Origin of the sequence: Neorhizobium sp. P12A (genome assembly GCF_008365395.1) — a bacterium.
Taxonomy (GTDB): domain Bacteria; phylum Pseudomonadota; class Alphaproteobacteria; order Rhizobiales; family Rhizobiaceae; genus Rhizobium.
In genome coordinates, this window is record NZ_QOVX01000009.1 from 136,427 (window position 1) to 162,621 (window position 26,195).

Consider the following 26,195-nt stretch of genomic DNA (forward strand, 5'->3'; position numbering starts at 1 on the left):
AATTAAATCGAAGCGTCGACCGCGCCGAAATCCGTCAGGTGGCAGGCGGCGCGATGCTCAGGCCCGCGCGACGTCAGCATTGGCCGCTCGACACGGCACCGGTCGAAGGTATGAGGGCAGCGACCGGCAAAGGGACAGCCGGGCGGCAGGTTTAGCGGGCTGGGCAGTTCGCCCCGCGTTGCGGCCGTACGGCTGCGATGGGCAGGATCGAGCTCCGGGGCAGCATCCAGAAGCGCCTTGGAATAGGGATGGCGCGGTGAGGTGAACAACGCCTCTGACGTGCTGATCTCCATCACCTGCCCGAGATACATGACGGCGACGCGATGCGATATATGCCGGACAAGACGCAGGTCATGGGCAACGAAGATGACCGTCAGATGCAGCTGTTCCTGCAGCTGCAGCAGGAGATTGACGACCTGCGCCTGCACGGAGACATCGAGCGCCGACACAAGCTCATCCGCAACGATGACATCGGGCTCGACGGCAAGCGCTCGTGCAATGCCGATACGCTGGCGTTGACCGCCGGAGAATTCGTGGGGGTAGCGCCCCGCTGCATCCTGCGGCAGACGCACGAGCTCCAGCAGTTCCGCTATCCGGTTCGGGATTTCGCCCTTCGGCCGCATCTTGTGAACGAACAGGGCCTCGCCGAGAATCTGGCTGACCGTCATTCGCGGATTGAGCGAGCTATACGGATCCTGGAAGATCATCTGGACCCGCCGGTTGAACAGGCGGCGTTCCGACGGCTTCAGATGGGAAATATCCTTCCCCTCGAAGCGGATGACACCGCCATCAGGATCAAGCAGGCGAACAAGGCAACGCGCCAGCGTGGACTTGCCGCAGCCGGACTCGCCGACGATCCCCAGCGTCTCGCCGCGGTAAACATCAAGGCTGACTTCGTTCAGGGCATGCACCGCCAAGGGCGGTTTGCCGGAAAGCCTGCGCATAAGTGAATCCGGGCCGGCAAAGCGCTTGGTGACGCCGTCGACGGAAATGATCGGGGTCGCGACGCTCATATGATTGCCTCCACGGCCGCGACCTGATCCTGGTGGAAACAGGCGACCATCCGACCTTCCCCGACCGCCGCGAGCGGCGGCCGTTCCCGGCGACATTCATCGGTCGCAAAGCTGCAGCGCGGATGGAAGGCGCATCCGGTCGGCAGCGCCGTCAGGCTGGGCGGCGTACCATCGATGGAATAAAGCATCGTGCGCGCAGCATTTCCCCGAGGAACCGAGCCCAGCAATCCGCGTGTATAGGGATGGCGCGGCTGCGCGAAGACCTCCGCAACGGTGCCCTTCTCCACAATACGGCCGGCATACATGACCGCCATGCGATCGCAGGTCCCGGCGACCACACCGAGATCATGGGTGACCAGAACCACGCTCATCGACAGGCGATCGCGCAGGTCCAGCAGCAATTTCAGGATCTGGTCCTGGATGGTCACATCGAGCGCCGTTGTCGGCTCGTCGGCCAGCAGCAATTTCGGCGAACAGGCAAGCGCAATGGCGATCATCGCGCGTTGACGCATGCCGCCGGAGAACTGGTGCGGATATTCCTCAAGGCGACGCTCGGCGGCCGGAATGCCGACGATATTCATCAATTCGAGCGCCCTCGCCCGCCGTTCCCGACGGTTCAGCGTGGTATGAGCGACGAGATTTTCCTCGATCTGCATCCCGACCGGCAAGACCGGGTTCAGTGCCGTCATCGGCTCCTGGAAAATCATCGCGATCTCGCTGCCGCGGATGCGCCGGAGCTGTTCATCCGGCATGCCGATAAGATCGCGCCCACGCCACTCGACATGGCCGCTTACATGGCCCGGTTCGCGGATAAGTCTCATGATCGAGCGCAGCGTCACGCTCTTGCCCGAGCCGGATTCGCCGACGAGGCCGACCACTTCGCCGGGAGCAACATCGAAATCGATGTCGGCTGCGGCGATCGCAGTGCCGCGAGACGTCTCGAAAGTGGTCGTCAGCCCGCGGACGGTGAGGCCGAGTTTTTCGTTCGCCACCACCGTCATCGACGCACCCTCAACAATTCAGCAATGCCGTCCCCTGCTAAGCTGAAACCAAGGCCGGTCAGGACGATGGCCACGCCGGGGAAGACGGAAATCCACCACGCGGTATTCATGTAGTTCTTGCCATCGGCGATCTGGACACCCCATTCCGCAGCCGGCGGCTGCGCGCCGAGGCCGAGATAGCCAAGGCTGGAGCCCAGAAGGATCGCAAGCGCCATATCGGTCATCCAGTAGACGATGGCGGGCGTGATCGCGTTCGGCAACAGGTGGCGGAAGACGATCCGCGCCGGTGTGTAACCCATGACGCGACCGGCATCGGCATAATCAAGCCGTTTCTGGACCTTGACCTCTGCCGCCACCAGCCGGGCATAGAACACCCAGCCGACGACACCCACGGCGATATACATGTTTCCAAGCCCGGGACCGAGCACCGACACAACCGCGATCACAAGCACGAGGAAGGGAAAGGTCAGGACCGCATCCACAATGCGGCCGAAGATGGCTTCGACGACCCCGCCGACATAGCCGACGAAGGCACCGACGAGCGTCCCGAAAATGAACGGGCCAAGGGTGGCAAAGATCGCAATCTGCATATCGATCGTATAGGCGTGGATCACACGGGACAGGACATCGCGTCCGAAACTGTCCGTGCCGAAAGGATGAGCCCAACTCGGTCCCTTCAGAAGCGCATTATAGTCGAATGCCACGGGATCATAGGGCGCAAAGAACGATGGGAAGAAGGCAAGCATCAGGCTGAGAAAGAGAATGATGCCGCCCGATATCAGCGTTCTCGGCATTCCCTTCAGGATGAACCGCCTCTTCTTGGTGGCTGCTTTTTCAACGACTGCAATGCTCATCGCGAAATCCTCGGGTCCAGCCAGGCCTGAACGATGTCTGTCACCAGGAAGGTCAGTGACACGAGAACGGCGAGTGCAATGGTCAGCCCCTGCAGGACCGGATAGTCGCGACCGTAGATGCTGTCGATCATCAGGCGCCCGGCGCCTGGGACGGCAAACACCGTTTCGGTGATCACGCCGCCGCCGAGCAGCGAACCGATCTGCAGGCCGAACAGCGTGATCGTCGAAATGAGTGCATTGCGCAGCACATGCCGAAACAGAATGATGCGCGTCCGCAGGCCCTTCGCCCGGGCAAAGTCAACATATTCGGCGTTGATCACTCCGATGATGGCTGCGCGCAAGTTGCGCATGAGGATCGCCGCGAGACTGACGGCAAGCGTCAAGGCGGGAAGAAAGAGGTGATAGAGCCTTGCACCAAAGGTGTCGCCATAGCCGCCGACGGGAAACCATTTCAGATTGGCGGCAAACAGCGTCAACAGCAGGATGCCGATATAAAAGACCGGCATGGAGAGGCCAACCTGAAAGACACCCCGGATCGCGGCATCCGGCGCCTGTTCGCGCTTCAGCGCCGCGATGAAGGCAAGCGGCACTGACAAAACCAGCGCAATCAGTGCCGCCAGCCCGATCAGCATCAGGGTTACGGGCAGCCGCTGCAGGATCAGGGTTGCGACAGGCACTTTCAGGCTGATGGAATCCCCAAGATCGCCGGTGAAGACACGACCGACGAAATAGAAGAATTGAATAATGATCGGCTTGTCGAGCCCGAGTTGCGCATTGATGCGAGCAACGTCGGCGTCACGCGCGCGGTCGCCAAGCATGGCGCTGGCGGGGTCGCCCGGCAACAATCGGATCAGAACGAAGGTGACGATCAATATGAAAATGATCGTCGGTATCATCTGCAGGATACGACGGATTACATAACTGAAAAGTGGCAAATCGCCGCTCCCGAACACACTGTGACGTCAAACTTCGGCGCGAGCGGGTTGAACCCGCCCGCGCCTGAAGTCGAAATCACTTCTCGATCCAAGTCTTGGTGAAGATGTTGTTGCCGAGCGGGATCTGCAGGAACCCGTGGACCTTTTTGCTCAGCGCGACCGGATAAGGGGTCTCATAGAGCGGCAGGAACGGGCCGTCGGCATTGTAGATCTCCTGGATGCGAGCATATTGATCGGCACGCTTCTTGGCATCGATCTCCTTCTGCGAAGCCTCGAAGAGCTTGTCGGCTTCCTCGCTCTTCCAGCCGCTGTGCAGGGCCTGGATGTTCGGAGAATAGACGAAGTAGGAGGCGATCTCGTTCGGGTCGGCGATGTCGTCGGTCCATGCCGATTCACGCATCGTGAACGTACCATCGCGATATTGCTGGGTGCGGCTCGGATTGTCGACCTGCTGCAGGTCGAGCTTGATGCCGATCGCGCCCCACATCTGCTGCAGCGCAGTTGCGATGCCGATTTCGTCCTGGTTGCCGGCAAGGACGAGCAGGCTCGTAGAGAAGCCCTTCTCGAAGCCGGCTTCCTTCATCAAGCCCTTCGCCTTGTCGAGATCATAGGGGAAGAGCGGCTTGTCGCCGGAATGCAGCGGGGTTGCCGTCGACATGAAGGAGGTCATCGGCGTGCCGACACCATGGGTCACGATCTGGATGATCGCGTCCTTGTTGGTGGCATAGTTCATCGCCTGGCGAACCTTGGCGTTTGACAGCGGATTGTCCTTGCCACCAAGCTGCGGGCGAACGTTGAGCGTAATGCCCTGGACGCGGGTCGAGGGATAGAGCTCCATGTTCAGGTTGCCGGCCGACTTCAGCTCGTCGACGCGCGAATAGGGGATGAACTCGGCGCCATCGAGCTCGCCCGAATTCAGCTTCAGGATACGCGTCGCGTCATCCGGGATGACTTCGAAATTGATGCCGTCGAGATAGGGCAGCGGCTTGCCGTCCTCACCCTTGCCCCAATAATAGGGGTTGCGAACCAGCTTCATTTCCGAGCCGCGGTTCCACGACTGCAGCATGAACGGACCGGAGCCGATCGGATGCTCGGCGAATGCCTTCGCCTTGTCAGCTTCAGTTGCGCCAGCCGCCGCCTCGAATGCCTTCTGCGGCATGATGCCGGTGTTGAAGACGGTCAGCGCCGTCAGGATCGCGGGATCGGTATGCTTCAGCTTAATAACGACGGTCTTGTCGCCCTGCGTCGTCACATCGTCGATCGAGCTGACGAGGAAGGTCCATTCGCCGTTGTCGGGCTTCGAAGCGCGCTTCAGGGACCAGGCCACGTCGGCCGGCGTGATCGGCGTGCCATCGGAGAACTTGATGCCGTCGCGCAGCGTCAGCGTGACGCTGAGGCCGTCGTCAGCGACTTTCCAATCGGTTGCAAGGCCGGCCTGAACGCCCTTGCCGTCGTCTGTCGGCAGGAGTAGCGTATCGTAAAGGTTGGACAGGACCCAGATATCGACGTTGGCGTCGTTGAGCACCGGCTCAAGGAAAAGACTGTCGGCGTAGCGACCGTAGGTAAGCGTGCCACCGCGCTCGACGGCGAAAGCCGAAATGCTAGTGCTCAGCAAAAGAGCTGTCGCGAAAGCTGCTTTGGTAAACGTCCTCATTGCATTCCCCTTGCTCTTATGAACGCATAAAGTGTTATTGTTGACTATAACGATTTCATGTGATTTTTTTACTGTCAACCGTTTTTTCATTAATTTCTGCGGGAGCAGATGGGCGGTTGACAGGCCGCTTTCTGCGCGGCACGATTAATTGTCATAATCTACTATAACAGCTAAAATCGAACGGGATTCATGGAGTTCTTCGTCGATCGCGAGTTGCCCGTGCCCTTGCGCACGCAGCTCCACGGCCTCATCGAATATGGAATTGCCTGCGGCGAGCTTACTCCCGGCGAGACGCTTCCGTCGGTACGCGAGCTTGCGGAGAAGATCGGCGTCGCGCCGATGACGGTCAGCCAGGTCTATGCCGATCTGAAGGCTGCGGGCCTGATCGATGCCAAACCGGGCTCCGGGACCTTCGTGACCGACAGCCTGCAATCCCGCTTGGCCGGACGCGCCGATGCGAGCGGCCTGCATCGCCATATCGATCAGTTGATCGACGAAAGCCGCACGCTCGGCATTCGCCCCGCCGAGCTCGTCTCGCTGGTCAGCGCCCGCGTCTTCTATCGCGACAGCATCGGCCCGCGCATCCGCATCGTCATGATCGGCCTGTTTCCGGAAGCGACGGCAAGCTATGCGCGTTTTATCGCAGCGCGGCTTGGACGGTCCGTCACCGTCGAGCCCCTGACCGTCTCGGCCATCGAGCGGGACGTAAATGCCAGGGCGCGAGCCAATTCGGCGGATCTCGCCGTCACCTTCGCCAACCGGCACCGCGAGGTGGCAGGGCTTGTTCCCAATACCAAGGTTGTCACCATCAGCTTCACGCCATCGGAAGAGACACGCCTGGCCCTGGCCTCGCTGGATTCCCTTGCGTCGATCGCTGTTGTGTCGCGCTTTCCGGATTTCCTGCCGATCATGAAGAGCGGCGTCCAGCGTTTCGCGCCCCATGTGAGCGAAATCTCAGCCGCAACACTCGAAACATCAGGGCTTGATGCGCTCATCGCGCGATCCAGCGTCGTGATCTATGCGTCGGGTGCCGAGAACATCGTTTCGCGCCTGCCGCCGGGGCTGCAGGCGATCGAATATCGTCACGCGCCGGACACGGCCGATATCGAGCGCGTCATCGTTCCCATCATCCGGGCAGCGGAGGAGCAGCTGCAACCATCGGACAAGCCCGCGGCCCGAGCCGCAGCCAATTCAGAGAAATAAAAACAGCGAATAGAGAGGACTATATCGTGAGAGTTTCCGAAGCAAACTGGCATCATATCGAGGCCTACCTGAAGAATGACGACCGCGCGATCCTGCCGCTCGGCAGCACGGAGCAGCATGCGCAGCTTTCGCTGTCGGTCGATTCCATCCTTTCGGAGCGCGTTGCGGCCGAGGCCGCAGAGCCGCTCGGCATCCCGGTCTTCCCTGTCGTCGCCTATGGCATCACGCCTTATTTCCTCTCCTACCCCGGCACGATCAGCCTGCGGCAAGAGACCTATATCGCCATCGTCCGCGACATCCTCGACGGACTAAAGCGCCAGGGCTTCCGCCGCATCCTCATCGTCAACGGCCACGGCGGCAATCAGCCGGCCGGCAGCCTTGCGATCGAATGGATGGCCGACAACCAGGATTGTGCCGTCAAGTTCCACAACTGGTGGAATTCTCCGAAGACCTTCGCGAAGGTGCAGGAAATCGACACGGTCGCCTCGCACGCATCCTGGATGGAGAATTTCCCCTGGACCCGCCTGCCCGGCGAAAAGCTGCCGACGCAGCAGAAGCCGATGATCGACCTTCCGCGCATGCGCGTCATGGGTCCTGATGCCGTGAAGGCCTATCTCGGCGACGGCAATTTCGGCGGCTACTACGAGCGTCCGGATGAAGAAATGCTGGCGATCTGGGATGTTGCGGTCAAGGAAACCCGCGCGCTTCTCGAAGGAGATTGGGCATGACCAATCCCATCATCATCTGGGGCGCCGGCGCAATCGGCGGAACGCTGGGCGCGGCCTTCATTCGGGCCGGCCATGAGGTGGTCTTCGTCGACAACGCCAAGGATCATGTCGACGCAATCAACGCGAAGGGTTTGAGGATCGATGGGCCGATCTTCCAGGACACCGTCAAAGCCAAGGCGTTCACGCCGGAAACTTTCGAAGGCGTCTATGAGCGCATGTTCCTTTGCGTGAAGGCACAGCACACCGAGGCTGCGGCCCAGGCTCTTGTCGAGCATCTGGCATCCGACGGCTACGTGGTGTCGGCTCAGAACGGTCTGAACGAGCCGGTGATCGGCCGCATTGTTGGCGATCATCGCGTCATCGGCTGCTTCGTCAATTTCGGTGCGGATTACCTGGAGCCGGGCGTCGTTCACTATAGCGGCCACGGCGCCGTTGTGGTCGGCGAACTCGATGGCAAGACGACTGACCGCATCGAGGACATCTACGCGCTGATGCACCAGTTCGAGCCCAAGGCCGTGCTTACCGACAACATCTGGGGTTATCTCTGGGGCAAGCTCATCTACGGCGCCCTGCTCTTTGGCACCGCCCTCACCAACGACAGCATCGCCGACGTATTCGCCAACCAGGCCTATCGGCCGGTGCTGACGCGGCTTGCCCACGAAGTCGGCACGGTCGCCGCCGCCAACAATATCGCAACGCAGGCTTTTGACGGTTTCGACCCTGCTGCCTTTGCACCGACCGCGCCTGCTTCCGAGACCGCACGCTCCTTCGACGAGATGGTCGTGCATAACCGGAAATCGCTGAAATCCCATTCCGGCATCTGGCGCGATCTTGCAATTCGCAAGCGCCGGACAGAGGTGGACGCGCAGGTGCTGCCTGTCGTCGAAATCGGACATTCGCTTGGAATACCGACACCTATCGCTGCCCAGGTCGTGAAAATGATCCATGAGATCGAGGACGGCAAGCGACCGCTCGATCTCGCAAATCTCGACGAGCTTGCGAGGACTGCGGCATGAATATCGACTTCGACGGCAAAACCGTCATCGTAACAGGCGCAGCCCACGGTTTCGGCCGCGCCATCGCGCAGGGCTTTGCCGAGCGTGGTGCTAACGTGCACGTCTGCGACGTCAACGAAACTGGGCTTCTCGAAACGGTCAATCTCTGCGGCGCCAAGACGACAGCCCATATTCTAGACGTCGGCAGCCGTACCTCGGTGCAGGAGACGGTTGCAGCGATCGAAGCCTCCTCCGGCGCGGTCGATGTCCTCGTCAACAATGCCGGCGGCGTTCGCGGCCAGGTGGGTCGTCCGATCGAGGATATTTCCGAAGAGGATTGGCAGACCATCTTCGACGTCAATCTTTCCGGTGCCTTTTTCATGTCCCAGGCGGTAGCGCCAGGCATGAAGCAGAAAAAGGCCGGACGCATTATCAATATCTCGAGTGGCGCAGGTCTCGGCATTTCGCTCACGGGTATCCAGGCCTATGCCAGCGCCAAGGCCGGGCAGATCGGTCTGACACGGCAGCTCGCTCACGAGCTTGGCCCGTGGAACATCACGGTCAACAACGTCGCGCCCGGCTTTGTCCTTTCGAACCCGACGACGGAGCGACAGTGGGAAGCGATGGGTCAGGAGGGCCAGGCAAAGCTCCTGCAGAATATCGCGCTGAAGCGCCTCGGCGCGCCTGAAGACATTGCCGGCATGGTTATGTTCTTCGCCTCGGATTATGCCGGCTGGATTTCCGGCCAGGTCATCAGCGTGGACGGTGGCAAATGAGCAAGGTTCAGGCCTATCTCGATGAGCATTTCGATGCGGGGCTGGAGGACCTCAAAGCCTTCTGCCGCATCCCGAGCGTCAGCACCGACCCCGCCTATGCCGAGGGCATTGCCGCTGCGGCCAATTTCGTTGCGGAACGGTTGGCGAAGGCAGGCTTTTCCGGCGTCAAGCAGCTGGAAACCGGGGGACATCCCGCCGTCTATGGCGAGATCATCAGCGACCCCGCGCTTCCGACCTTTCTTGTCTACGGACATTACGACGTTCAGCCGCCGGATCCGCTCGACAAATGGAAGACGCCCGCCTTCGAGCCGGATGAGCGCGACGGTCGTCTCTATGCGCGCGGCGTATCTGATGACAAGGGACCTTTGCTGATCCCGATCCTGGCCGCCGAAGCCTTCATGCAGACCGAGGGCCGGATGCCGGTCAATCTCAAGGTCCTGATCGAAGGGGAGGAGGAATCCGGCAGCCCTCACTTCGACGGTACTCTCCAGAAATATCGGGACCTCCTTGCCTGCGACATGGTCATTTCCGCCGATGGCGCCATGTGGCGGCCTGATCGTCCGTCGATGACGGTGGCGAGCCGGGGCCTCGCCGCCTTCGAGGTCACGGTAACGGGTGCGTCGAAGGATCTGCATTCCGGCCGTCATGGCGGTAGCGCACCGAATCCGATCGCAGCATTAGCTGCATTGATCGCATCCATGCATGGCCCCGACGGGCGCGTGAGTGTCGAGGGTTTTCTGGACGGCACAAGTCCGCCGGATGCCCGCATCATAGCCGCGATCGAAGCCGCAAAATTCGATGCCGATGCCTATTACCGCGAGATCGGCTCGGCCAAGCCCGACCCGATCGACAACGGCCGCGACCTGTTGATCCGGCAGTGGCTGGAGCCGACGCTGGAATTCAACGGGATTTCCGGCGGCTATCAGGGGAAAGGCACGAAGACTGTTATTCCGACCTATGCCAGCGTCAAGATTACCTGCCGATTGATCGCCGGACAGAAGCCCGACCATATCGAGGAGGTCCTAAACCGGCACCTGCAGGAACGCTTGCCGGCCGGTTTCTCTCTCGATGTTCATCGCCATGGCCCCGGCAGCGAGGCTTTCTTCGTCGATCCTGACCTGCCCGCACTTGAGGTCGCCGAAGGCGTCCTGTCGGAACTTCTGGGCCAGCCACCGCTGCGTGTTGCCATGGGCGCGACCATTCCGATCGGCGCTTCCTTCCGCAAGCATCTCGGCCGGGAAGCGATCTTCTTCTCCTTTTCGACATCGGACGAAGATTATCATGCACCCAACGAGTTCTTCCGGCTTGCGAATTTTCGCCTCGGACTTACCGCGTGGGCAATGCTTCTTCAGCGTCTTTCGGATGTGAGGGCTTCGTAATCCGCCGGAATGATCGGCCCTGCATCGCCTGCAGGGCCGCTGTTTGCGATCAACAGGGAACTTCGGAAGGGGACAGGCGTTTCTAGCCGGGTGTCATATTTCGACGCAGGCGCAGTGGATATTTACTCACCGTAAAGCTTTTCGTGCGGTCCGATTGGACGGCAATTTGATGACATTGCAGAAAGCCGGTTGCCTCACCTCAAATTCGGTCGACGGCAGGGAAAGACCTCGGTCGGCGGACCAATAGGCAAGGGGCCGAGGTCTTCTTTATAATTGCCTAAAGATCAGCGATCGCCCATTAAGCGGCCTGATCGATTAATGTAATCGACACAATCAATTGGACAGATCAAAGCCGCGGCAGCTACTGTCGCCGGACCGTTCGACGGGCGACCATGTTCGATGAAGAATGGGAGGAGAAATCATGAAATATACACGTCTCGGCAAGACCGGCCTCGAAGTCAGCCGCATCTGCTTCGGCTGCATGTCCTTCGGCAAAGTGACGGAGGAACGGCCTTGGGTCCTCGGCCTCGCTGAAGCGCGCCCAATGTATCGGCGCGCCTGGGATGCCGGCATCAATTTCTTCGACACCGCCAATGTCTACGCCCAGGGAACCAGCGAGGAAATCACCGGCCAGATCATCAAGGAATTGGCCCCGCGTGAAGAGATCGTACTGGCGACCAAGGTCTTCGGCCGCATGCGACCCGGCCCGAACGGCCAGGGGCTTTCGCGAGCAGCCATCCTCAGCGAAATCGACAATAGCCTGCGCCGGCTCGGCACGGACTATGTCGATCTCTACCAGATCCACCGCTTCGATCCTTTCACCCCGGTCGAAGAAACGATGGAGGCCCTGAACGACGTCGTTCGATCAGGCAAGGCGCGCTATATCGGCGCCTCCTCCATGTGGGCGTGGCAGTTCGCAAAGCTGCAGCACGCAGCCGACAGTAACGGCTGGACCCGCTTCGTCTCGATGCAGGATCAGTTGAGCCTCGTCTACCGGGAAGAAGAACGCGAGATGCTGCCGCTCTGCCTGAACCAGGGCATCGGGATCCTCCCCTGGAGCCCCCTCGGCGGCGGCAAGCTGACGCGCCCATGGGGCACTGAAACCAAGCGCGCCACCACGGACCGCTATAATAAGACCATGTATGAAAACACCGCGGGTGGGGCCCCGGAGATCGTCGCGGCGGTCGAGACCGTTGCCAAAAAAAGAAGTGTTTCCATGGCGCAGGTGGCGCTCGCCTGGGTGCTGCAAAAGAATGGGGTGACATCTCCCATCATCGGGGCGAGCAAACTCGGCCATGTCGAAGACGCCATTGCCGCTGTGGATCTGACGCTTTCCGCTGACGAGATCGCTTCCCTGGAGGCGCCATATACGCCGATCCAGGTCAACGGGTTCTGAAATCGAGGCATGCGCAATCGCATACTGCATATGCGGCTTGCCATTCAAACAGAAAGAGAGAATGGATTGGAAAATCCTTTCTCTCTTTCCAATTTTCCGGCCCCGGTTCGGGCCGGCCATTCATCAGGGGAACGCCCCAGGAGAAGACATGACGACACCATCGCTCAAAATTTCCGATCTCGCCGGCAAGGCGGTGCTGATAACAGGCGCATCGACCGGCATCGGGGCAGCGCTGGCCCGCGCATTCGCCGCGCAGGGCGCCCTAGTCGGCCTGCATTATAATTCGAGCGTCGATGCCGCCGAGAAGCTGGCCGCCGAAATCCGCGACGCCGACGGCACGGTTTTCCTGACGCGTGGCGATGCCTCGCGTTCGGGTGAAATGGTGCGTGTGGTCGAAGAAACCGCCGCTCATTTCGGCCATCTCGAGGGTCTGATCAACAATGCCGGTGGCATGGTTGCGCGCGTCCCCTACCAGGAAGCAACCGACGGCAGCTATGACGCCGTCATGGATCTCAACGCGCGGTCGGTGATTGCGGCGTCGACAGCAGCGATCCCGCACCTCAAGGTCAGCGGTGGCTTCATTATCAACACCACCTCCATTGCTGCCCGCAACGGCGCGAGCAACGGAGCCGGTCTCTATGGCTCCTCCAAGGCATTTGTCGCGAACGTGACCCGCGGCATGGCAAAGGAACTGATCCCCTTCGGCATCCGCGTCAATGCCGTCGCACCTGGCGTTATCGAAACGCCCTTCCATGAGCGCTATTCGACCCAGGCGCAGCTTGCCGCCCAGCTCGCAACGATCCCGCAAGGTCGGCTTGGCACCGCCGAAGACTGCGTCGGTGCATACCTGTTCCTGGCTTCGTCCGCGCTCTCCGGCTACATGATCGGCCAGACGCTGGAGGTCAATGGTGGCCAGCTGATGCCCTGACGAACTGTTCTCGCGCCAATCGCACGGGCCAAGTTGCAGACCATAACATTGGGAGATTTCGACCATGAGCAAGCGTATCGTCTTCACCGGCGGCAGCGGCAAGGCTGGCCGTCACGTCGTGCCCTACCTGCTGGACAAGGGCCACGAGGTCTTCAACCTTGACCTCGTTCCGCTGAACCATCCCGGCGTCAACACGCTGATCACCGACCTGACAGACAGCGGCCAGACCTTCAACGCACTCTCCATGCACTTCGACTTCAAGGGATTGGAGACGGGCAAAGGCCCCGCCCCCGTAGACGCCGTCGTGCATTTTGCTGCCGTTCCGCGCATCCTCATCCGGCCCGACAACACGACTTTCCAGGCCAATGTCGCATCTACCTACAACGTCATCGAGGCTGCGGTGAAGCTTGGCATCCGCAAGGTGATAATTGCTTCAAGCGAAACCACCTACGGCGTCTGCTTTGCGGAAGGCGATAAGGATTTCCACACCTTCCCGCTCGAGGAAGACTATGACGTCGATCCGATGGACAGTTACGGTCTCTCGAAAGTCGTCAACGAAAAGACGGCTCGTGCCTTCGCCATGCGGACGGGCGCCGATATCTATGCGCTGCGCATCGGCAACGTCATCGAACCGCATGAATATGATCGTTTCCCGGCATTCGTCGCGGACCCGCCATCCCGCAAGCGCAACGCCTGGAGCTATATCGACGCCCGGGACCTCGGCCAGATCGTCCACCTCTGCGTGGAGAAGGATGGTCTCGGCTATCAGGTGTTCAATGCCGTGAACGATACGATCACCGCCAACGAACCGACGCGTGACTTCCTGAAGCGTTGGGCGCCGAACACGCCAGTTCATCGCGAACTTGGTGAATACGAAGCCCCCATCGCCAACAAGAAAATTCGCGAAGTGCTGGGCTTCAAGGAAGAGCACAACTGGCGCAACTACGTCCCCAAGACCTGATGTAACACTTGGCCGTCAGGACGTCTGAAAGCGTCCGGCGCCGAGCAAGAGGTCCAGAAACGCCTTGGGCGCCCGATCGGCGGGCGCCTGTTCTGCCTCGCCGTGGGACGCGCAGGCAATCACCAGTTCCCAGCAGATTTCCGGTTCCGCAAGCCGGGCAATGCCGAGCGAAGGATGCTGCTCTTCCGCCACAACTTCGGGAACAAGAGCAACGCCGAGACCACGAGCGACCAATTCCAATTGCGTGTCGAGATCGCTGACCTCAAACGCGATTCGCCGCTCGATTCCCGCTTCATTGAAGCCACGGTCCACGAGCTGGCGCGTTCCCCAGGCCGGCTCGAAATCCACGAACGGCTCATTGGCAAAAGCCGAGAGGGGAACATTCTCGCGGCCGGCCAGGGGGTGGTCGGGCGGACATACCGCCACGAGGGCCTCGCAAGCGATCATGGTCGTCGCGATGCCGACCGGTGGATCGCAGAGCGGCACGATGGCAAGGTCAAGCCGGCCACTGCGGACCTTGTCGAGAAGATGCGACGAACTGCCTTGGCAGAGCCGCACCTCGATGCCGGGATAAAGCCCGTGAAACGAGGCAAGCAGAGACGGCAGATCAAGAAAAGCGGGCAGGCTCTGGACGGTGCCGATACTCAGCGTTCCACGATTGAGCCCCTGTATAGCCGTCACCGCATCGCGGGCATCGCGCACCGCATCAAGCGCAATACGCGCCTTGTCGAGGAACGCGCGGCCGACAGAGGTCAGCCGAACCTGTCGCGTGCTGCGAACGAAGAGTTTTGCCTCCAGTTCCTCCTCCAGCGCCCTGATCGAACTGGAAAGCGCGGACTGGACGACATTTACCCGCTGGGCAGCCCGGGTAAAGTGCTGCTCTTCGGCAACCGCCACGAAATGCTGTAACTGCCTCAATTCCACGAACGCGCCCCTTTATTCAGCAATTGTGGCGATCAATAACATCGTCCCGTTCGGTTTCAAAGATAATGCTCTTTCCGAAGGTTACATTGCCGCCATGGTGTTGCGGCAAGCTTGCCTCTCGATCTGCTCGAAATGATCGGTTAGCATCGCCAGAAATTCCGAGGTATCCAGCTATGTCCGTTCGTCCCCCGCAATCGTTCCGGCAGTTCTCAGCCGATGGTGGATTCAACGTTCTCGAATACGAACTCCTGTCGGAGCGCGCGAGTTCTCTTGGACGCAATGGACTAAAGGTGGAGAACGCGCTGGCTGCCTTGGCCGCATGGAATGCGGACCGGTCTACCGCTGCGCAGCGCGAAGCCCTCGTGAACGACGCCTCGGACGCGGTTTGGGCCTTCTTCATCCAGAGGGAAATTTGCGGCCTGCGAAATGGCCGCGATGTGATCCAGCGCTATCGGATTCCAAATGAAGTGATTGCCAAGGTGGGATCGGTGCGCAAGCAACCGGACTGATCTCAAAATCGCAAGCTGCTTCGGCGAAAGGCTGCCTCAGAGCGGCGAGCAACCTCCCCTAAAGGTATGTATGCCCAACATTAAACATCTGTAATTTCTTAATTTTCGGCAATCTGAATATAACTTACATTTAATTTGCAAATAGATTTCGATCTATTCATATTATTCTCAAGAGATCGTTACAGAACAAACGTACAAAAGAGGAAATCACCCTCACTTGTACGATAGATACTCGACATCAGAAAACATAACTTCAATCCTGGCAGTATAAACTCCTGGATCGTGAGTAACTGTGCCGCCAGCCCACCGCTCTCAAGGGACTAGAAATATGTCAAACATTCTTCGAAACCGTCGTACAGCCGCGCTCGTAGGGGCTGCCATCATTGCAGGATCCGTTTCCCTGCCCTTCGCAATCGATGCCTTCGCAGCTCCGGCGGAAGTCAGCAATCCAGTCGCATCCAGCGGTTCGTTCGCGTCGGTTGTCGACGCCGACAAGCCGGCAGTGGTCACGATTACCACAACCCTGAAGCCGACCAATGTCAGCGACGACGAAAACGGCAGCCCGATGGACGAGCAATTCAGGCAGTTCTTCGAAAATCAGGGCATTCCGGTGCCGGGCCAAGGCCAGGGCCAAAGCTCTCCGCGTCATTCGGCCGGCGAAGCCCTCGGTTCGGGCTTCATCCTCAGCTCCGATGGCGTGATCGTAACGAACAACCACGTCATCCAGAACGGCAAGGACATCAAGGTCACGCTAGACGACGGGACCGAGCTTCCCGCCAAGCTGCTTGGAGCAGACGCCAAGTCGGATCTCGCGGTGCTGAAGGTAGAGGCCGGAAAGCAGCTCCCGACGATCGCCTGGGGCGACTCCTCGAAACTGAAGCTCGGTGACCAGATCCTTGCGATCGGCAATCCGTTTGGTATTGGCACCACGGTAACGGCGGGCATCGTGTCGGCCCGTGGCCGCGATCTGCATAGCGGTCCCTATGACGACTTCATCCAGATCGACGCCCCGATCAATCATGGCAACTCCGGTGGCCCTCTCGTTGACCGCGACGGCAATGTCGTCGGCATCAACACCGCGATCTACTCGCCGAACGGCGGCAGCGTCGGTGTCGGCTTCGCCATCCCCTCTGACGAGGCAAAGGCAATCGTTGCCAAGCTCCAGAAGAACGGCTCGATCGACCATGGCTATCTCGGTGTCCAGATCCAGCCGGTAACTCAGGATGTCGCCGACGCGGTTGGCCTGTCCAAGGCCGAAGGCGCGCTTGTCGCCGCAGTAACCGACGGGACGGCAGCCGCACATGCCGGCCTGAAGGCAGGCGATATCGTCACCGGCGTTGGCAGCGAGGCCGTGAAGAGCCCCAAGGATCTGTCGCGTCTCGTGGCTGACCTGTCGCCTGGTGCAGAAGAGAAGATGAGCATCGTTCGCGACGGTAAGGCTATGGACCTGAATGTTACGATCGGCGGCAACGATGACAGCAAGCTTCAGACAGCCGACGCCAAGGGCGGTGACATGAAGCAGTCAGGGCCGAGCATTGGCGTGGCGCTCGCCGACCTCACCGCTGAGGCAAAGGCTCAGCTCAACCTGCCGGACAACGCAACGGGCGCTGTCGTCGCCGAGGTGAACCCGGACAAGACTGCAGCCGCCGCCGGCATCCAGACGGGTGACGTCATCGTGTCCGTGAACGGAAAGGCTGTTCAGGATGCTCGTCAGGTTAAACTCGCTGTGGCAGATGCTGCAAAATCGGGCCGAAAGTCCGTGCTCCTGCTGATCGAACGCGGCGAAAACAAGTCGTTCGTAGCGGTCCCCTTCTCCGCCGCTTAAGGGCGCGATCGCTGCGACGCTAGGGCCCCAGGATGTTTCGTCCTGGGGCCTTTTTTTGTAAATTCAGCGTATTCCCGCGCGTGCCCGCGGACGCATATCATTGCGCTCATGGGCAAAGACAGCCGCAGGCAGAGGCGGAAGTCCGCGGATGATGTCCGCGCCCTTCTCGCCGACCATGATCGTCGGCGCGTTGGTGTTGCACGACGGAACCCGTGGCATGACGGAGGAGTCGCAGACACGCAGACCTTCCAGACCATGCACCTTCAGATCAAGGCCGACGACGGCATCAGGACCAGTACCCATCTTGCAGGTCCCGACAGGATGATGGTCGGTCTTTGCATTGGCGCATCCATAATCGAAAAGCTGCTCGTCGGTGACAACCTTCGGACCTGGGAGTCGCTCCGCCAGCACAAACGGCTTCAACGCTTGCTGCTGCATGATCTCCCGCGCGATCTTCAGGCCCTCGATCGACATCGTCCTGTCGTGCGGATCGGACCAGTAATTGGGATCGATCAGCGGTGCAGCCGTCGGATCTGATGAAGCCAGCCTCACCGTTCCGCGCGAACGGGGATGCAGGTAGGCGGAATTCAAGGTAACGCCGGCATTTTTCAGTTTTTCCACGCCGGCCTCGATCCCGGAACCGAGACCGAGATGGAACTGGATATCCGGAGAGCGTGCATCGGGGTCCGCATACCAGAAGCCGCCGGTCTCGAAGAGCGACGAGGCGACAGGACCGCTGCGAAACAGGATATATTCGAGACCGGCCCAAACGGTCCGGTGAAGCTTTGCGACACCGTCATACGTGTGATCGCCCGTGCATTCGGAAATAACGAAGAGATCGAGATGGTCCTGAAGGTTTCCGCCGACGCCGGCGAGATCGTGGAGAACCTTTACGCCGACCGATTTCAGATGATCCGCAGGGCCGATTCCCGATTGCAGAAGGAGCTTTGGGGACCCGATCGCGCCTGATGTCACCAACACCTCCCGCTCTGCTCGCACGATCTCAGAGCCTTTTTCGGTGACAATTTCCACGCCTGTCGCACGATTTCCTTCGAGCACGATCCGCGCGACCCGAGCCCCCGTTCTGATCCTGAGGTTCTTTCGGTCCTTGATCGGAGAAAGGTAGGCCAGAGATGCCGATGATCTGCGCCGATTGCGCTGGGTCAGCTGATAGAAGCCGACGCCGGCCTGCTGCCGACCGTTGAAGTCGTGATTGTGAGGGATGCCAAGTTCCTGCCCCGCCCGGATATAGGCATCGCAGATCGGCAACGCGGATACCGGCATTGAAACGCCGAGAGGGCCGCCATAGGAATGGTAATCGTCGGCGAAGCGCTGATTGTCCTCGGCGCGCTTGAAGTATGGCAGTATGGAGCGATAGTCCCAGCCTTCGCAGCCGTCCTCCGAAGCCCAGAGATCGTAATCTACGGCATTTCCGCGTGTATAGAGCTGCGCATTGATCGACGATCCGCCGCCAATGACCTTGGCCTGGGTATAGCGCAGCACCCTTCCCTTCATATTTTTCTGAGGAACGGTCTCCCAGCCCCAGCTTGCCAGGCCCTTTGTCATCTTCGCGAAACCGGCCGGCATGTGGAACAACGGATTCCAGTCGCGACCACCGGCCTCAAGCAACAGGACATTGACATTGGGGTCTTCGCTCAACCTGTTGGCCAGAACGCAGCCTGCAGGACCCGCACCCGTTATGATGTAATCGAATCTCATTGTCTCCACCCTGTCACAAGCGCGGTATCGAAAGACCACCGTCGGCGTTGATCACCGTGCCGGTCGCAAAAGCAAAGCTGCCGCTGGCAAGCGCTGTGCAAATCCTGCCGATATCCTCGGCGTCGCCCCAGCGTTTCATAGGAACCAGGCCGCCTTCGATCAGCGCGTCGTATTTGGACGCGACGCCCGCCGTCATGTCCGTGCGAACGATCCCCGGCCGCACCTCGAAAACGGAAATGCCTGACTCTGCCAATCGCAGCGCAAGCCCCTGCGAAAACGCTGAAAGGCCTGCCTTGCTTATGCAATAGTCCAGGCGCTCCGGCGAACTGGCCTCGGCAGATACGGAAGTAATGTTGATGACGGAACGGGGATGCGGCGGCACAGCACCCGATACCAGCATCGCCTTGACCACCGCCTGCGTGAAGAAGACCGTGCCTCTGAGGTTTGTCGACATGACAATGTCGAAATTTTCTGGTGCAAGCCCGAGGAAATCTCCCCGCACAACGGCTCCCACGCCGGCATTATTCACCAGAGTGTCAATCCGCCCGAATTTGCGAAGCACGGCATGCGCTGTTTCCTCATGTTTCTCGACAGCACGGATATCGGCCTGGAGATAGACGACTTCCGCACCCAACTCTTTGATGCTGACGACCGCGCCTTCGGCGGCATCAACGTCGTCGACACCGGTGATCGCAATATTGTATCCGGCCCTGGCCATCGCTGTGGCGACCCCAAAGCCAATGCCGCGTCGACCGCCGGTCACGACGGCGACGGGCTTTTCACTCATCTCTCCCATGCCCTCATATCCTTCGATGCCCGAGGCACATAGCGTATGCCCCGAGCCGCCCTCCCCGGCGTGCTGTTTCTATCCGCGGCTGTCGGCGGCCTGCGGCATCCACCAACCCGTGCGGGCGCCGATATGCATATTGAGCGTCTTTGTCTCGGTGTAATCCTCAACCGCATGGCGACCGAGTTCACGGCCGAGGCCGGACTGCTTGTATCCGCCGAACGGAAGCTCGGACGCACCATCCATGAAGGTGTTCATCCAGACAGTCCCGGCCCGAACCTTTCGCCCGATCGTCAGGCAGGTATCGAAATCACGGCTCCAGACACCTGCAGAAAGGCCGTAGTCGACCGAATTTGCGATCTCGACGGCCTCTGCGGTCGTCTCGAATGTCAGAACCGAGAGAACCGGCCCGAAGACTTCTTCACGCGCGACCGCCATATCGGGCATCACGCCTGATAGGATGGTCGGCGCCATGAACTGACCCATGCCGAGATCCAGGGTTTCCCCGCCATGCGCCACTTCGACGCCCTTGTCTTTCGCGCCGGCAATGTAGGCGGCAACCTTCTCGAGATGCTGCGGAGTGATCATCGCGCCGACCTGGGTCGTCGGATCAAGCGGATCACCAACCTTGACACCCCTCGCCAGTTCCGAGACGCGGCTCACCACGTCCTTGGCGATGCTCTTGTGAAGGATGAGCCGCGAACCTGCATTGCAGCACTCGCCGGCATTGAAATAGGCGCCGAACACCGCGGCATCGATGAACGCTTCGAGATCGGCATCTGGGAAGACGATCTGCGGGTTCTTGCCGCCCAGCTCCAGCGAGACTTTCTTCAATGTCTGCGCCGCATTTGTCATCGTCAGCTTTCCGACGCCGGTAGAGCCGGTGAAGGAGACCATGTCCACCTGCGGGTGGGATGTTATGACGGCTCCCACCTCGGGGCCGGTGCCCGTCACGATGTTGACGACGCCATCAGGAACCCCCGCCTCCTGCAGGATCTCGCCCAGCACCAGCGTCGATCCGGACGTCAACTCCGACGGCTTCACCACGGTCGTACAGCCCGCTGCCAAGGCAAAGGGAAGCTTCTGGCCGACAATCAGGAACGGAAAATTCCATGGGGTGATGATGGAGACGACGCCGATGGCTTCGCGAAGAACGACGCCGAGCGTAGCTTCGCCCAGCGTATTGTAGCTCTCGCCGTGGAGGTCGCGTGCGAGCGCTGCCGCGTAGCGCCATATGTCGACGGAGCCGGCGATCTCGCCTTTCACTTGGCTGATCGGCTTTCCCGCTTCGATCGCATCCAGATAGGCCAACTCCTCCGATCGGGCGGCAATGAGATCGGCAGCCTTCAAGAGGATTCTGGAGCGCTCCGATCCGGTCATGCGCGGCCAGGGTCCGTTATCAAAGGCGTTTCGGGCAGCGGAGATGGCCCGTTCCGCATCAGCCTTGGAACCTGCCTGGAAGCTGCTGACGACAACACCATGGCTTGGCGCAACGCGTTCAATCGGGTCCGCGCTGGCGGAGACCCACTCACCACCGATCAGCATCTTGAAATGGCGAGCCTTGTGGTCGCTCAGCGCCCTTGGATTCACTAGAACCGTCATTACCATCCTCCCTCGAAATTTGCGGCACGTTTCTCGCTGAATGCGGCAACGCCTTCCCTAAGGTCCGCGGTCTTGGCGACAAGGATCGATCCCAGCGCTTCGACGGCTGATCCGTTATCCTCGCCACTCGCCGAGGCAATCATGAGCTTTACGATCTCAAGTGCCGCCGGTCCTCGCAATGCCACCCGTTTCGCGTAGTTCCTGGCTGCTTCGAGAGCGCCGCCGGTTGGCGAGACGATGTCGACAAGGCCGAGCAGGCGGGCTTCCTCGGCCGTGAACACCTCGCCACCGAGCGCCATGCGGCGGACGACCTGGGCACCGAACCTCTTCACCAGACGTTGCGTGCCGGACCAGCCGGGCACCATTCCGAGTCCCGTCTCCGGCAATCCGATCTTGATCTGCCCTTCCCCAATCCGGATGTCGGCAAGACCGGCGAGTTCAAGGCCACCACCGAGGGCATGGCCGTTGAGTGCGGCAATCAGAGGCACGCGCAGCGTTGCCAGCCGCTCGAAGACGCGATGCCCATAACGCACCCACGCATGCCCGAACTCCTGCGCTTCCATTCCGCCCCATGCCTTGATATCTCCGCCGGCCGAAAAGGCTCTTCCCTCGCCGGTGAGAATTGCGACGCGAACGACCGGATTGGCTTCGACTTCGTCTGCCGCCGCCGAAAGAGACTTGAGCATGTCGAGGTCTAGCGCATTCAGCTTGTCGGGCCGCGAGACGGTCAGGACTGCAATGTGATCCTCGATCTCGACCCGGACGGTTCCCTCAGCCATTGAAACTTCCCTCCAGAGCACGCGCGGGCTTAGTCGGCAGGGAGAGGCCGATAAGGCCCTCGGCAAAAAGCCTAACATCCATGAGCTTGAGATTGTCGGCTACGATCAATGGGAATTCCGCCTGATCCAGGACCTGCGTCTGCAGGTCGACACCCGGCGCTACTTCCGTAAGCGTGATGCCATCCCCGGTGAGCTTCATGACGCAACGTTCGGTGACATAGGTAATGTCCTGGCCTTGCTCGATCGCACGGCGACCAGAGAAAGTGACGTGCTCGACCTCGTTCACCAGTTTCTTCAGCTTGCCCTCCTTCTCGACGATCAGCTTGCCGTCGGCGATCGCGAGCTTTGCGCCGGCATTGAACATGCCGGAGAAGACGATCTTTCTTGCCCGCGCCGTAATGTCGACAAAGCCGCCGGCCCCAGCAGTCACATGCGGCCGAAAGGACAATTTCGATACGTTGACGGAACCATCGCGGCCGATCTCGAGGAAGGAGAGCAGCGACGCGTCGAAACCGGCACCCTGGAAGTAAGTGAACTGATAGGGCGAAGGCATGAACGCGTCAGCATTGGAAGCACAGCCGAAGGCGAAATCCAGCAGTGGAACGCCGCCCACAGCACCCTGTTCGATCACCCATGTCACGGCACCATGCAGCCCCTCCTCCATCAGGATTCGCGGGACGTTCGCCGAAATGCCGAAGCCCAGGTTAACGCAGCTGTTTGCCTGCAATTCCTGTGCGACACGCCGTGCGATCACCTTCTGAATATTGAATTCGGGCACCCGGAAGGTCTCGAGCGGACGAAAAATCTCGCCTGAGATCGCAGGATCATAAAGGGTTTGCGTCGTCTGCTTCTGATCAGGGTCGACCACAACATAGTCAACCAGCATCCCCGGAACCCGGACATCGTGCGGTTTCAGCGAGCCCTGCTTGGTAATGCGCTTGACCTGGGCAATGACAATTCCGCCGTTGTTACGGGCAGCAAGCGCCTGGTCGAGGCCGCCGAGATAGGCGCCCTCGTGCTCATAGGTAAGATTGCCGCGTTCGTCGGCAGTGGTCGCCCGTATGATCGTCACCTGTGGAATGATCGCGGGGAAATAAAGCCATTCCTCTCCCTCGAACGAAACGCGCTTCACGACAGGCTCTTCGCCCGCCGCTGCGTTCATCGCGCAGCCCTGGCGCTTCGGATCGACGAACGTATCGAGGCCGATCCTCGTCAGCACGCCCGGTCGCTTCGCTGCGGCTTCGCGGTGCATGTCGAACATGATGCCCGACGGGATATTGTAGGCCGGGATCTCGTTGTTCGTTATCATCTGCCAGATCAGCGGCGGTTCTGACGTCGATGGCCCAGAGGGATAGGAGCCACCGAGGATGCGCTTTAGTAAGCCCTTCTTCGCGATGTAATCGACACCCCTAATGCCGCTCATATCACCCGCGGCAATAGGGTGAAGCGTCGTGATGTCCCTTGGATGCCCCGTCGCGTCGAAGCGTTCGCCGATTGCGCTGAGCATGAGGTCGGGGCAGCCGAGGCCGCTGGAGGACGAGACCGAGACGATCGCGCCATCAGGTATCAGGGCTGCCGCTTCGGTCGGGGTGATGTGTTTGCTCATCTCTTGCTCAAATTCCCGTTTCACTTTTCAGCGCCGCACCGCTGCGGCAGCGTTTCCAGATCATAGGATCGCTCGTGAGAGATTGATCCGTCCCCGCGCGCTGCTCGCCGTTCCGCCGCAGAGTCACGCCAACTTCCTCTCCGACTGCTTCTGTTTGGCGCCGCAGCTCTCTCGGATGACGAGCCGGACTGAATTGACGATCGATTCCGCATCGGCCTTGCCGGCATTGATCTGCTTCAGCAGCAGCTGGGCCGCGCGCCTGCCCATGCCCTGCGGATCGACCGATATCGTCGTGAGAGCCGGAACTGCGGTCTTTGCCTCGATGACATCGTCAAACCCGACGACCGCGAAATCGCGGCCGGGTTCCATTCTGCGTGCACGCAACCCGTCACAGACGCCGAAGGCAACCGCGTCGTTGAAGCAGACCGCCGCGGTAGGCCTGTCCGGTATAGACAGAGCTCGACCAATCGCGTCCACGCCACCTGCCCTGGAAGGCGCCGAGGAGATGACAAGCTCCGACGGGCTTTCCAGCCCTGCGGCCGACAGCGCCTCACGGTAGCCATCCAGCCTTTCGTCGAACACGGCCGTATCGGGAAACCCGCCGAGGAAAGCGATCCGTCGATGGCCGAGTGACGCGAGATGCTCGACCGCAGCATAGGTCCCCGCGCGATTGTCGGAAACGATGGACGAGACCTTTGTTCCCGGCACGTTTCGAACCGCAACGACAACCGGAATTCCAGCGGCGACCAGCGGTTTGAAATCAGCCGCTTCGGTCGCGCGTGCCGGCGAAACGATGAGACCCGAAATCCCGTGCTCCCGCATCGACGCAATCACTTCACGCTGGCGATCGATGCTCTCGCCGGTGTTGGAAAGAAACTGGACGAACCCCGCAGACTGAACGACCATGTCGACGCCCACGGCAAGCTCCGCAAAGAAGCTGTTGGTCAGATCATTCACGACAATGCCGATGATCTTCGACCTGCCGTTTGCCTGCCTGAGACTGGCCGCACCCCTGTTATAGACATAGCCGAGATCCCGCATTGTCGCAGTGACCTTTGCCCGAGTGCCCTCGTTGACCAGCGGCGACCCCTGCAGAACCAGCGAGACCGTCGACTTCGATACGCCGGCAGCCTTCGCAATATCCACGACGGTAACGCGCCCCTTCGCCACGGACCTCCTCCTTCAGTGATCGCCAATTACGGCTATTAATTAATTGGAACGTTCCATATAAGTCAAGAGCTCACAGCCCAAAAGAACAGCTAATAGCATTCTTGGAAATTTCGAAACAATTATCTAACTGATATAACTATATTAAATCCACAAACATCGATGACTTTCCCTATCTGATGTGCCGAAATCTCGGTCATCGGCTTGGAAAAATCCTCTTGCTATTTGGAACGTTCTAAATTATTTCACCAGTCGACGATGAGGAGGAGCACCGTGACGCTGACAGTAAATCTTCCCGCTGCCGACGGTTCCGTCGAGGAATATCGGCTTGTCGGCACACCGATAGAGCGACCTTCCCGACCGCCGGTTTTCAATCGCATCGCCTATGCCGCCGCCCATGTCGTGTCCGACCCCAAGGCAGAGACCGATCCCTGGGACCGCCCGGCGATCGACTGGGATGCGACGATCGCTTTTCGCCGCCATCTCTGGAGCCTGGGTTTCAGGATTGCCGAAGCAATGGACACGTCACAACGAGGGATGGGCCTTGATTGGGCCGGCGCGCAGGAACTGATCGGCCGGTCGCTCGCCGAGGCAAGGCATATAGAAGGCGCCGACCTCGCGTGCGGAGCAGGAACGGACCACCTTCCCGCAGCGGACGCCAGATCGCTTGATGACATCATCAAGGCATACGAAACCCAGATCGAATTCGTGGAAAAGAACGGCGGTCGCGCGATCATGATGGCCAGCCGCGCGCTTGCCAGAGTTGCAAAGTCTGCAGACGACTACGGCAAGGTTTACGGACGCATTCTTTCCCAGGCAAAGGACAAGGTTGTTCTGCACTGGCTGGGCGATATGTTCGATCCGAACCTGAGGGGTTATTGGGGCAGCCAGCAGTTCGAGCCGGCCCTGGAATGTGTGCTCTCGATCATCGCCGAGAACAAAAGCAAAATGGAAGGCATCAAGATCTCGCTTCTCGACAACGAGAAGGAAGTTCGTCTTCGCAACAACCTCCCGGTAGGCGTGCTCTGTTTCACCGGCGACGATTTCAACTACGCCGAACTGATCGAAGGCGATGGCAAACGCTATAGCCATGCGCTTCTTGGCATCTTCGACGCCGTGGCGCCCTCAGCGTCGAAAGCGCTCGCATTGCTGGCAGACGGCGACATTTCAAAATTCCGATCCGTGATCGAACCCACCGTCCCGCTGTCGAGAAAGATATTCGAGGCGCCGACACAGTACTACAAGGCCGGCGTCGTCTTTCTCGCCTGGCTGAATGGTCACCAGTCTCACTTCTCGATGCCTGCCGGCCTGCAATCGGCGCGCGGGATTCTCCACTACGCCGACATTTTCCGGCTGGCCGACAAAGCCAATGTTTTGGACAGGCCGGAGCTCGCCGCTCGTCGGATGACCAGCCTTGCGAGCGTGTACGGAATGGGATGACGCCATCGATCACA

The 26,195-nt window shown here is 60.0% G+C and carries 23 protein-coding genes; 11 read left to right on the forward strand and 12 right to left on the reverse strand.

Going from position 1 to position 26,195, the window contains the following annotated elements:
- Nucleotides 1-2: 2 nt before the first annotated feature.
- From DTW90_RS23095 to DTW90_RS23115, 5 genes are all read right to left on the reverse strand, one after another.
- The gene (locus DTW90_RS23095) at nucleotides 3-1,013 is read right to left on the reverse strand and encodes an oligopeptide/dipeptide ABC transporter ATP-binding protein (protein ID WP_149341244.1); all 1,011 of its coding nucleotides are present in this window, start codon (nucleotides 1,011-1,013) and stop codon (nucleotides 3-5) included.
- Nucleotides 1,010-2,014, reverse strand: a complete 1,005-nt coding sequence (locus tag DTW90_RS23100) for an ABC transporter ATP-binding protein (RefSeq protein ID WP_149341246.1) — start codon at nucleotides 2,012-2,014, stop codon at nucleotides 1,010-1,012. Before DTW90_RS23100 ends, DTW90_RS23095 begins: the two co-directional genes overlap by 4 nt.
- Nucleotides 2,011-2,868 (reverse strand): ABC transporter permease, encoded by an 858-nt coding sequence (locus DTW90_RS23105; protein WP_132526304.1) that lies wholly within the window; start codon nucleotides 2,866-2,868, stop codon nucleotides 2,011-2,013. Before DTW90_RS23105 ends, DTW90_RS23100 begins: the two co-directional genes overlap by 4 nt.
- Nucleotides 2,865-3,803, reverse strand: coding sequence for an ABC transporter permease (locus DTW90_RS23110; protein ID WP_132526306.1), 939 nt, complete (start codon nucleotides 3,801-3,803; stop codon nucleotides 2,865-2,867). Before DTW90_RS23110 ends, DTW90_RS23105 begins: the two co-directional genes overlap by 4 nt.
- Nucleotides 3,804-3,879: 76 nt before the next feature.
- Nucleotides 3,880-5,457 (reverse strand): ABC transporter substrate-binding protein, encoded by a 1,578-nt coding sequence (locus DTW90_RS23115; RefSeq protein WP_132526308.1) that lies wholly within the window; start codon nucleotides 5,455-5,457, stop codon nucleotides 3,880-3,882.
- A gap of 189 nt (nucleotides 5,458-5,646) precedes the next feature.
- On the opposite strand from DTW90_RS23115, the gene DTW90_RS23120 reads away from it, so the two are divergent.
- From DTW90_RS23120 to DTW90_RS23155, 8 genes are all read left to right on the forward strand, one after another.
- Nucleotides 5,647-6,660: a GntR family transcriptional regulator gene (locus DTW90_RS23120; RefSeq protein WP_132526310.1), complete on the forward strand. Its 1,014-nt coding sequence runs from the start codon at nucleotides 5,647-5,649 to the stop codon at nucleotides 6,658-6,660.
- Between the two features lie 26 nt (nucleotides 6,661-6,686).
- Nucleotides 6,687-7,388: a creatininase family protein gene (locus DTW90_RS23125; RefSeq protein ID WP_132526312.1), complete on the forward strand. Its 702-nt coding sequence runs from the start codon at nucleotides 6,687-6,689 to the stop codon at nucleotides 7,386-7,388.
- Entirely contained in the window at nucleotides 7,385-8,404 is a 1,020-nt protein-coding gene (locus DTW90_RS23130; protein WP_132526314.1) for a 2-dehydropantoate 2-reductase, read from the forward strand. Before DTW90_RS23125 ends, DTW90_RS23130 begins: the two co-directional genes overlap by 4 nt.
- Nucleotides 8,401-9,159, forward strand: coding sequence for an SDR family NAD(P)-dependent oxidoreductase (locus tag DTW90_RS23135; protein WP_149341248.1), 759 nt, complete (start codon nucleotides 8,401-8,403; stop codon nucleotides 9,157-9,159). Before DTW90_RS23130 ends, DTW90_RS23135 begins: the two co-directional genes overlap by 4 nt.
- Nucleotides 9,156-10,538: a dipeptidase gene (locus DTW90_RS23140; protein WP_149341250.1), complete on the forward strand. Its 1,383-nt coding sequence runs from the start codon at nucleotides 9,156-9,158 to the stop codon at nucleotides 10,536-10,538. The genes DTW90_RS23135 and DTW90_RS23140 overlap by 4 nt, the downstream gene beginning before the upstream one ends.
- 421 nt (nucleotides 10,539-10,959) lie before the next feature.
- Nucleotides 10,960-11,934 (forward strand): aldo/keto reductase, encoded by a 975-nt coding sequence (locus tag DTW90_RS23145; protein ID WP_149341252.1) that lies wholly within the window; start codon nucleotides 10,960-10,962, stop codon nucleotides 11,932-11,934.
- A 148-nt stretch (nucleotides 11,935-12,082) separates the two neighbouring features.
- Entirely contained in the window at nucleotides 12,083-12,862 is a 780-nt protein-coding gene (locus tag DTW90_RS23150; RefSeq protein ID WP_132526322.1) for an SDR family oxidoreductase, read from the forward strand.
- A 64-nt stretch (nucleotides 12,863-12,926) separates the two neighbouring features.
- A complete protein-coding gene (locus DTW90_RS23155; RefSeq protein WP_132526324.1) occupies nucleotides 12,927-13,823 on the forward strand; it encodes an NAD(P)-dependent oxidoreductase in 897 nt (298 codons plus the stop codon).
- Nucleotides 13,824-13,838: 15 nt separating this feature from the next.
- Here the strand turns inward: DTW90_RS23155 and DTW90_RS23160 are convergent, their stop codons facing one another.
- Complete coding sequence (locus DTW90_RS23160) at nucleotides 13,839-14,747, reverse strand: LysR substrate-binding domain-containing protein (RefSeq protein WP_132526326.1); 909 nt, start codon at nucleotides 14,745-14,747, stop codon at nucleotides 13,839-13,841.
- Between the two features lie 173 nt (nucleotides 14,748-14,920).
- Here DTW90_RS23160 and DTW90_RS23165 point away from each other — a divergent pair, with 173 nt between their 5' ends.
- Nucleotides 14,921-15,256 carry a DUF6665 family protein gene (locus tag DTW90_RS23165; RefSeq protein ID WP_132526328.1) on the forward strand — a complete coding sequence of 112 codons (336 nt, stop codon included), beginning with the start codon at nucleotides 14,921-14,923 and terminating at the stop codon, nucleotides 15,254-15,256.
- A 328-nt stretch (nucleotides 15,257-15,584) separates the two neighbouring features.
- A complete protein-coding gene (locus tag DTW90_RS23170; protein WP_149341253.1) occupies nucleotides 15,585-17,081 on the forward strand; it encodes a DegQ family serine endoprotease in 1,497 nt (498 codons plus the stop codon).
- 63 nt (nucleotides 17,082-17,144) lie between these two features.
- On the opposite strand, the gene DTW90_RS23175 is transcribed toward DTW90_RS23170, so the two are convergent.
- The 6 genes from DTW90_RS23175 to DTW90_RS23200 form a co-directional block, all read right to left on the reverse strand.
- The gene (locus DTW90_RS23175) at nucleotides 17,145-18,800 is read right to left on the reverse strand and encodes a GMC family oxidoreductase N-terminal domain-containing protein (protein WP_149341255.1); all 1,656 of its coding nucleotides are present in this window, start codon (nucleotides 18,798-18,800) and stop codon (nucleotides 17,145-17,147) included.
- 13 nt (nucleotides 18,801-18,813) lie between these two features.
- Nucleotides 18,814-19,587 (reverse strand): 3-ketoacyl-ACP reductase, encoded by a 774-nt coding sequence (locus DTW90_RS23180; RefSeq protein ID WP_132526470.1) that lies wholly within the window; start codon nucleotides 19,585-19,587, stop codon nucleotides 18,814-18,816.
- Nucleotides 19,588-19,665: 78 nt separating this feature from the next.
- Entirely contained in the window at nucleotides 19,666-21,189 is a 1,524-nt protein-coding gene (locus DTW90_RS23185; RefSeq protein ID WP_149341257.1) for an aldehyde dehydrogenase family protein, read from the reverse strand.
- A complete protein-coding gene (locus DTW90_RS23190) occupies nucleotides 21,189-21,968 on the reverse strand; it encodes an enoyl-CoA hydratase/isomerase family protein (RefSeq protein ID WP_149341259.1) in 780 nt (259 codons plus the stop codon). The genes DTW90_RS23185 and DTW90_RS23190 overlap by 1 nt, the downstream gene beginning before the upstream one ends.
- On the reverse strand, nucleotides 21,961-23,574 hold the full coding sequence (locus tag DTW90_RS23195; RefSeq protein WP_149341261.1) for an acyl CoA:acetate/3-ketoacid CoA transferase: 1,614 nt from the start codon (nucleotides 23,572-23,574) through the stop codon (nucleotides 21,961-21,963). The genes DTW90_RS23190 and DTW90_RS23195 overlap by 8 nt, the downstream gene beginning before the upstream one ends.
- 123 nt (nucleotides 23,575-23,697) lie before the next feature.
- Entirely contained in the window at nucleotides 23,698-24,744 is a 1,047-nt protein-coding gene (locus DTW90_RS23200) for a LacI family DNA-binding transcriptional regulator (protein ID WP_149341263.1), read from the reverse strand.
- Between the two features lie 270 nt (nucleotides 24,745-25,014).
- On the opposite strand from DTW90_RS23200, the gene DTW90_RS23205 reads away from it, so the two are divergent.
- On the forward strand, nucleotides 25,015-26,181 hold the full coding sequence (locus DTW90_RS23205) for a dihydrodipicolinate synthase family protein (RefSeq protein ID WP_246665017.1): 1,167 nt from the start codon (nucleotides 25,015-25,017) through the stop codon (nucleotides 26,179-26,181).
- Nucleotides 26,182-26,195 lie beyond the last annotated feature (14 nt).

Coding starts and splice junctions, on each gene's coding strand:
- DTW90_RS23195 (WP_149341261.1), bottom strand. CDS start 23,574: ATGAGCAAACACATCACCCCGACCGAAGCGGCAGCCCTGATACCTGAT.
- DTW90_RS23190 (WP_149341259.1), bottom strand. CDS start 21,968: ATGGCTGAGGGAACCGTCCGGGTCGAGATCGAGGATCACATTGCAGTC.
- DTW90_RS23120 (WP_132526310.1), top strand. CDS start 5,647: ATGGAGTTCTTCGTCGATCGCGAGTTGCCCGTGCCCTTGCGCACGCAG.
- DTW90_RS23170 (WP_149341253.1), top strand. CDS start 15,585: ATGTCAAACATTCTTCGAAACCGTCGTACAGCCGCGCTCGTAGGGGCT.
- DTW90_RS23150 (WP_132526322.1), top strand. CDS start 12,083: ATGACGACACCATCGCTCAAAATTTCCGATCTCGCCGGCAAGGCGGTG.
- DTW90_RS23175 (WP_149341255.1), bottom strand. CDS start 18,800: ATGAGATTCGATTACATCATAACGGGTGCGGGTCCTGCAGGCTGCGTT.
- DTW90_RS23180 (WP_132526470.1), bottom strand. CDS start 19,587: ATGAGTGAAAAGCCCGTCGCCGTCGTGACCGGCGGTCGACGCGGCATT.
- DTW90_RS23155 (WP_132526324.1), top strand. CDS start 12,927: ATGAGCAAGCGTATCGTCTTCACCGGCGGCAGCGGCAAGGCTGGCCGT.
- DTW90_RS23100 (WP_149341246.1), bottom strand. CDS start 2,014: ATGACGGTGGTGGCGAACGAAAAACTCGGCCTCACCGTCCGCGGGCTG.
- DTW90_RS23145 (WP_149341252.1), top strand. CDS start 10,960: ATGAAATATACACGTCTCGGCAAGACCGGCCTCGAAGTCAGCCGCATC.
- DTW90_RS23130 (WP_132526314.1), top strand. CDS start 7,385: ATGACCAATCCCATCATCATCTGGGGCGCCGGCGCAATCGGCGGAACG.
- DTW90_RS23140 (WP_149341250.1), top strand. CDS start 9,156: ATGAGCAAGGTTCAGGCCTATCTCGATGAGCATTTCGATGCGGGGCTG.
- DTW90_RS23135 (WP_149341248.1), top strand. CDS start 8,401: ATGAATATCGACTTCGACGGCAAAACCGTCATCGTAACAGGCGCAGCC.
- DTW90_RS23185 (WP_149341257.1), bottom strand. CDS start 21,189: ATGACGGTTCTAGTGAATCCAAGGGCGCTGAGCGACCACAAGGCTCGC.
- DTW90_RS23165 (WP_132526328.1), top strand. CDS start 14,921: ATGTCCGTTCGTCCCCCGCAATCGTTCCGGCAGTTCTCAGCCGATGGT.
- DTW90_RS23095 (WP_149341244.1), bottom strand. CDS start 1,013: ATGAGCGTCGCGACCCCGATCATTTCCGTCGACGGCGTCACCAAGCGC.
- DTW90_RS23115 (WP_132526308.1), bottom strand. CDS start 5,457: ATGAGGACGTTTACCAAAGCAGCTTTCGCGACAGCTCTTTTGCTGAGC.
- DTW90_RS23105 (WP_132526304.1), bottom strand. CDS start 2,868: ATGAGCATTGCAGTCGTTGAAAAAGCAGCCACCAAGAAGAGGCGGTTC.